This is a genomic window from Microcoleus sp. B9-D4 (assembly GCF_036705105.1).
Lineage (GTDB): Bacteria > Cyanobacteriota > Cyanobacteriia > Cyanobacteriales > Microcoleaceae > Microcoleus.
The window spans coordinates 34,507-41,566 of record NZ_JAUBTS010000066.1; the positions used below are offsets into that span (position 1 = coordinate 34,507).

Annotated in this window: 6 protein-coding genes; 4 read left to right on the forward strand and 2 right to left on the reverse strand. The window is 44.0% G+C overall.

The window, feature by feature from the left end:
• Window positions 1–217 precede the first annotated feature (217 nt).
• Both QUB24_RS27820 and QUB24_RS27825 read right to left on the reverse strand, forming a co-directional pair.
• Window positions 218–949 carry a WecB/TagA/CpsF family glycosyltransferase gene (locus QUB24_RS27820; RefSeq protein WP_333156825.1) on the reverse strand — a complete coding sequence of 244 codons (732 nt, stop codon included), beginning with the start codon at window positions 947–949 and terminating at the stop codon, window positions 218–220.
• A gap of 207 nt (window positions 950–1,156) precedes the next feature.
• Window positions 1,157–1,294, reverse strand: a complete 138-nt coding sequence (locus QUB24_RS27825) for a hypothetical protein (RefSeq protein WP_333038037.1) — start codon at window positions 1,292–1,294, stop codon at window positions 1,157–1,159.
• A gap of 111 nt (window positions 1,295–1,405) precedes the next feature.
• Here QUB24_RS27825 and QUB24_RS27830 point away from each other — a divergent pair, with 111 nt between their 5' ends.
• From QUB24_RS27830 to QUB24_RS27845, 4 genes are all read left to right on the forward strand, one after another.
• Window positions 1,406–4,615, forward strand: coding sequence for a glycoside hydrolase family 15 protein (locus QUB24_RS27830; protein ID WP_333156827.1), 3,210 nt, complete (start codon window positions 1,406–1,408; stop codon window positions 4,613–4,615).
• Window positions 4,616–4,805: 190 nt separating this feature from the next.
• Window positions 4,806–5,150 carry a hypothetical protein gene (locus tag QUB24_RS27835; RefSeq protein WP_333156828.1) on the forward strand — a complete coding sequence of 115 codons (345 nt, stop codon included), beginning with the start codon at window positions 4,806–4,808 and terminating at the stop codon, window positions 5,148–5,150.
• Complete coding sequence (locus QUB24_RS27840) at window positions 5,140–5,592, forward strand: DUF7689 domain-containing protein (protein WP_333156830.1); 453 nt, start codon at window positions 5,140–5,142, stop codon at window positions 5,590–5,592. The genes QUB24_RS27835 and QUB24_RS27840 overlap by 11 nt, the downstream gene beginning before the upstream one ends.
• A gap of 329 nt (window positions 5,593–5,921) precedes the next feature.
• Complete coding sequence (locus QUB24_RS27845; RefSeq protein WP_333156832.1) at window positions 5,922–6,761, forward strand: TdeIII family type II restriction endonuclease; 840 nt, start codon at window positions 5,922–5,924, stop codon at window positions 6,759–6,761.
• Window positions 6,762–7,060 lie beyond the last annotated feature (299 nt).

Consider the following 7,060-nt stretch of genomic DNA (forward strand, 5'->3'; position numbering starts at 1 on the left):
AAGAAATAACACGATTTATGTCGCTTGTAGTCGAGTCTAGATCCCCTCGAATCCCCCTTAATAAAGAAAATTTTGACTCAATTCTTGTCCCCCCCTTGTTAAGGGGGGTTAGGGGGGATAGAGAGGATTGTGACTCAATTCTTGTCCCCCCCTTGTTAAGGGGGGTTAGGGGGGATCGAGAGGATTGTGACTCAGACAGAAGATTGATGCTATTAACTTACCCTCGCAAATCCCCCAAAGCTTTCAAGGCAAATTGTGGCAAAGCTAACATTCTTCGCCAGCGCCAAGGTTCTTGATAAAGCCGGTACAGCCATTCTAAATGATTGTCGCAAAACCACGCCGGCGCGCGGGTTTTTGTTCCCGCCCAAATATCGAAACTGCCGCCAACTCCCACCCAAATTGACTGAGGGCAAAGGTGTCGGTGTTCGGCAATCCAAAATTCTTGGCGCGGCACTCCCAATCCTACAAAAATCAGTTTTGGCTGCATTTGTTTGAGGCTTTCACGGAAGTCTTTCTCTTCATCTGCGGAAAGATAACCGTGTTGAGAAGCAATCGATAATCCGTTAACTTTTTGTTGCCAAGTTTTGGCCGCCGCAGCCGCTACTCCTGGGGAACCTCCAAAGAAAAATAGTGGTTCCGAATCAGGCAATTTTCCCGCTTGTTGCAGCAGCGATTCTGCTAATTCAATCCCCGGATAGCGCTGTGCCGGTTTGCCACGCAGCCGCAAGTACAGCACCACTCCCGAACCGTCGGGAATCACGAGTTCCGCTTTGCGGATTACATCCGCTAAGGTCTGATTTTGCTCGGCTTGCATGGCCATTTCAGCATTCAAAGTCACTACATGACTTCCTAACCCTTGATGCAGGCGCTCCATCAGCCAACCTGCATAATCATCTAATATGTGAACTGGTAGTCCCAGCACTGAAAATTGCGGCGGCGATCGATCCATATTTTTTTCTTTGAGATTCCTACACACCTAGTTATTTAAATTAGCTTAGATTGGCGATCGACGCTAGAGCTGTTTTGGACGCAAAAAACCCGGTTTGTGGCACCAATAGTCTGTTAAGTCATCGTTCGGTGGCCCAGAAACCGGTTTTTTTGTAAGCGACGAGTCGCGCAAGTTCATTAGAGTTTGCCCGCCAAGTGCGATCGAGCATTAGCGTTCGATTTTTTTGACAGAGCCGTCGGCGTACCATTCCATCGGTACTAGCTCAATTTTACCATTAATTTTCACTGTAGAGTAGACAACTTTCACGAAAGGAACGCTGTTGTTATTGTGGTTTTGCGTAGACATGGCAATTACCTTTTTGTGTTTGGATAACTTGAGAAATGATCTAATATCTGATATATTTAAAAGTCTATTCACCCCAAATCTACTCGCATCAGGAAAAAGCAGGAAAACGAAATGGCGATCGCAAAAAACCAGCGGCAAACCAGGTTAGATTATTACTACGAGCAAATCAAAACCATCATCCTCAAGCGCCAGAACCCAATTACTGGTTTGCTGCCCGCGAGTACCGCCGTTAACGCCCACGGCGACTACACCGATGCCTGGGTGCGCGACAACGTGTACAGCATTCTCGCGGTTTGGGGTTTGGGTTTAGCTTACCGCAAAATTGATGGAGATCAGGGCAGGACATTTGAACTCGAACACAGCACAGTCAAACTGATGCGCGGCTTGCTATTTGCGATGATGCAGCAATCGAGCAAAGTAGAACGTTTTAAAAATACTCAGTCGCCCCTAGACGCCCTGCACGCTAAATACAATACTCAAACTGGAGGTATTGTTGTCGGTGATGACAAGTGGGGACATTTACAGTTAGACGCTACATCTATATTTTTATTAATTCTTGCTCAAATGACGGCTTCCGGGCTGCACGTAATTTTTACAATTGATGAAGTCAATTTCGTGCAAAATTTAGTTTACTACATCGGTAGAGCCTACCGCACGCCGGATTACGGAATTTGGGAAAGAGGCCATAAAATCAATCGAGGCAATGCAGAATTGAACGCCAGTTCTGTTGGCATGGCAAAAGCAGCCCTAGAAGCAATAAACGGGTTGGATTTGTTCGGGATTAAAGGTTCTCAAGCGTCAGTTATTCACGTTTTGCCAGACGAAATTGCCCGAAGTCGCATAACTTTGGAATCGCTTTTGCCTCGCGAATCTAGTTCAAAAGAAGTAGATGCCGCTTTATTGAGCGTGATTAGTTTTCCGGCTTTTGCTGTTGAAGACCGAGAATTAATAGAACGGACTCGAAATAAGATTATTGACAAATTGCAAGGAAAATACGGCTGCAAGCGGTTTCTGCGCGACGGACACCAAACAGTGTTGGAAGATGCCGATCGCCTGCACTACGAACCCACAGAATTAAGGCAGTTCGAGCATATAGAATGCGAGTGGCCGCTATTTTTCACTTATTTATTGTTGGACGGCATATTTCAGGGAAATCAAGCTCAAGTGCAGGAGTACCAGCAGCGTTTGGAATCTTTAGCAGTCGATCGCTCTGGTTTGCCGCTCTTACCAGAATTGTACTACGTCCCCGCCGAAAATATAGAAGCAGAAAAGCGAAATCCCCGCAGCCAGCAGCGCTTACCCAATGAAAATATTCCCCTAGTTTGGGCGCAAAGTCTGTATTTTCTCGGTCAATTGCTAAATGAAGAATTAATCGCAGTTGGCGACATCGACCCGCTGGGAAGGCATCTGTCAGTGGGCCAACACAGAGAACCTTTAGTGCAAATTGCACTGTTAGCTGAAGACGAAGATTTGCAAGCAGAATTAGCGGCTAACGGCATTGCGGCGCAAACCCCAAAACAGGTAGAACCTATTCAAGTCCGCCAGACTAAAGAATTATCAGCTATTTACACGCAAATTGGACGCAACGACCAATTAGGCTTAACCGGCCGCCCCGTGCGCCGTTTGCGGAGTTTAACCACTTCTAGGGTGTTTAAAATTCGCGAAGAGGCGATCGTATTTCTCCCCTCATTCTTGAACAGACAAGAGTTTTACTTAACTTTAGATTACCATTTTTTAGTAGCTCAAATCAAGAGCGAAATAGCTCACATTCACCGCCACTGGTATCAGTTGGGACGCCCTACGGTAACGCTGATGCTGACTCACACGATGCTGGAAACCGGGCGGGAAGCGTTGTTAGAATTAATGAAGGAATTCCGGGATGGACACTGTAACAACACGCCAGTTAAACTCGGAAATCTTAAGCAGTTAATGCTGACCGCTGGCACCGAAAGAATTGATTTCATGCACGATTTTGAATTTACCGAATCTCCGGTGACCGGTGCAGTAGAAACGCGCAGCTATCTAACTTACAATCCGGAAAAAACTTGGCCTTTGGGTCACACGCAAGAATTTAAATTAGAGTGCGAAACTAATACTCAATTCTTGCTAACTAGCCTGCGTGATTCAGAAAACTTGTACGAACAAATTGAGTTGCTGCACACGTTAGTTCGCCTCAAAGGATTAAACTTTGATACGGGATTTGGTGGGGCGGAAGAAACAGTTAAAGTTGTGGATTTGCTCAACGAAGTTTATATAAAAGCTGGAGAAAGTTCGCAATCAAAAATTCAATGGGCAGTCATCCGTCATGCCGCAGGTTTGCTGGACAAAGTTGATATCAGTTTGTCCGATGCGGTGACAGACATTTTGGTGCGGCAAAAACAGATTGCTGTGGGGAAAGCCTACAGCGAAGATTCGATAATTTCGCGGCCGGGTTCTTATACGGAAGTGATGGACAAAATTCGCCAATTCTGCGGAGAAGATATTCGCGATCGAGTTCTAACTCAAGAAGTTCTCATCTACCTTGGCTTGCTAATTAAAGCCGAACCGCAGTTATTTAAAGGCCTGCTGACGCTAAGAGTTAGCTACTTTATTTTGCTGCTGACTAGCGAGTTTGCCCGCGAATTAGGAGTTACGCAAAATGAAGCTTACGAACATTTAATGCAGCTAAGTCCCTTTGAAATCAAAAATCGCCTGCGCCAAGTGTTGACGGAATACGAGGAAATGAATCAAATCCTCAAACACCAAGAATCCCTGCGCGTCAAACAGCCGGAAAAAGATATTGAATGGGTAGTCGCGCCAGTTTCTGAAGAACCAACAATGCCTGGGGGAGGATGGCGCCGGAAACGGCAAATGGAAGGTACTGTCAATCGCGTACCGAAGGATTTTTATCCGAGTGTTTGGGGACTGCTGCGGCACTGCAAAGGCTTGATAATTGGCGATAAATTAGAGCGGCGCAATCGGTTAGATAGCCATATTATATTATCGGAAATGACGCCTGGTGAAAAGAATTTTGCGCTACAAATTGAGCATTTGCTGAATAAAATTGTCGCACCGGAATATCGGCAAGTAAATATTGAGGCGCTGATGGAGTTGGCGGCGATCGCCCAGCGCAACCCAGAATTGCAAGTAGAAGAATACATCGTTTTAGATGTATTAGTCGGTCACGCAGTGCGGCTGAATTGGCAAGGAAAACACCCGGAAAGAGCGGGTAAATACGACGAAGATAAAGCGGCGGCTTGGCAAGCTTTTTACAATACTTCGCCTTACGTTTGTGCGAGTCACGTACTCGATGCTTTCCGATTCTTAACCCATTTTGGATAGACAGGAATAAAGCAAGCGTGTCACACTCAAATCGAATTGTAGGGTGCGTCAGATGAAGTTTTATAACGATTATCGAGTTTTTCCGGTCTGACGCACCTTACTCAAATCGAATTGTTTATGCTTTAGCTAATTGGCTGAATACTTTGGGAAGGTAAGGTAATATAGATTTATGAAGTAGCCACGGCTTGACATGAAACTACCGGATCGCATCACAACCTATAAATACCCGATTAAAAGTCAGGTAGAACTCGAAGCGGAGTTTAATCGCCTTGCAGAAGAATGGCGTGCCCAGACAAGGATGCTGTCCTTGGTTACACAAAAGTCAATGCACCCAGCTTATCAAAGAATTATTGGCATGGGACAGCCTGTTGTACCGTTACTTTTTCGCGATCTCGAACAAAAACCAGATCATTGGTTTTGGGCGTTGAGGGCAATTACTGGTGATAATCCGGTAAAACCAGAGCAGCGCGGTCGAATGAAACAAATGGCTCAAGCGTGGATACAATGGGGAAAAGAACACGGTTATGAATGGTAGGCTGGAATATCGCAAACTCTTGAGATTTCCTAATTTAGAGAATACTGAATATGAAGTAACAAGTGAAGAAACAGTAGATTATAATTGCTTTGCTTTCGTAGCTGGTGAAGAGGACTGTAGATGGGACCCGGTAGACCCTGATGGATACTGGCCCGATGGTGTACCAAGAGAGTTAACGTTGGATGCTTTTATCAAGGCTTATCAAACTATTGGATATGAATGTTGCGATAATGGTGAGATTGAACCGGGATTTCAAAAGATAGCAATATACACCTATAACGGTGAACCACAGCACGCTGCAATACAAGCAGAGAATGGTATGTGGAAAAGTAAATTAGGGGATTGGGAAGATATTCAACATGAATTAAAAGGGTTAGAAAATCCTAATTATTATGGGGTAGTTCAACAAATTTTAAAGCGACCTGTAAATCTACTAAAGTAGAGCGAGTATCTGCAACAATTTATGCAATAATTTATGCTTCAATACGGTTCAGTTAAGGAAAATTGTAGCGAAAATGTTGGGTGGAGTGAAACGGAGGGTTCGTTCCAAGGGCCCAACCTACGCACTGCTGGCTACAATCAAGTATTGTCGTAAAAAACCCGGTTTCTGGGCCCCCATGCGTGCAGGACTGTAAAAGTCGCGATCGACCTTTTTGTAGTAAGGACTGAAGTCCTTTCTTCGCCAAGTCATCAGCAAGGACTAAAGTCCTTACTAGAAACATATTTCACTTTTGTCACAAGTCTAGTCAACAGAATATTTGCAGTAAAATAATGTCAGCCATTAGCTCAACTACCCGCGTCATAATCAAAGCATACTTAGAGGTTTTCATCGAAAATCTTGTCAATGAATACAGAGGACGGCTAATACCGAAACTGGATATTCCAGCAGCATATTTATCATGCAAATCCTCTAAAGGTCAATTGAAACCGTTTCAGGCTGCTATTATGCCCTCAGAGTTGCTGCGGATTAACGAGTTTGAAAGAGGTTTCAGCAGTAGCTTGGGTACAACATATGAAGAATGTGCAAAACTCATTGCTTTGGAACATCACCAAGAAGCAAGTAGAAGCTATGAAATTTCTGGCGAAGTTAGCATAGAGGCTGTCAATGAAATTGAGCGTCAGATAGCACTATTTGAACAGTCAGCAGACAAGAATGCAACTAAACCTGGTTTTGAAGGAATGATAGAAGCTGTTCTTGAAGCTCAACAAACCAACCATTTAGTTAGGCGATCGGTCAAAGCAGATTTGTACGTGCTATCCCATGACGGAAGGAAATTTTTCTTTGAAATAAAAGGATCGAAACCCAACAAAGGACAATGTTTGGAGGTGATTCAACGACTGCTGAGATATCATTTACTGTGCGGACTGTCTCGCCCCGATGCTCAATCTTATTATGCTATGGCTTACAATCCTTATGGGCCAAATCGTTCAGATTATAAATGGTCAGTTGCAAGGAAGTATACGCCCTTTGAACAAGCTGTCATTATGGGACATGAGTTTTGGAATATTATAGGGGGAGAGACTGCCTATGAAGAACTTTTGGATATATATCAAGAAGTTGGGCGGGAGAAGGGTAAGCATATGCTTGATGCTCTAGCTTTTGGATTTTAGGGGTTCAAATAATGAACACAGGGTTAAAATTAGATAGAGGACTTACTTTTTTTTATTCTTGGCTTTTTTGGTGGTTTCTTTCCACTGTTAAGCTGAACAATTTTTTCCCAATCTAATGACCCTTCTGATGTAGAAAAGTTTTCTAGAAACTCCCTAGTAAATCTATTGACTGCATTACTCCAAGCAACTTGATAATCAGGGCGATGCCGAGTAGGATAATCTGGGAGCATAACAGTTATGTAATCAGTATTTATACTTGCGATTATTTAAGTTGCTGCATGGGGATTGACACCAATCAT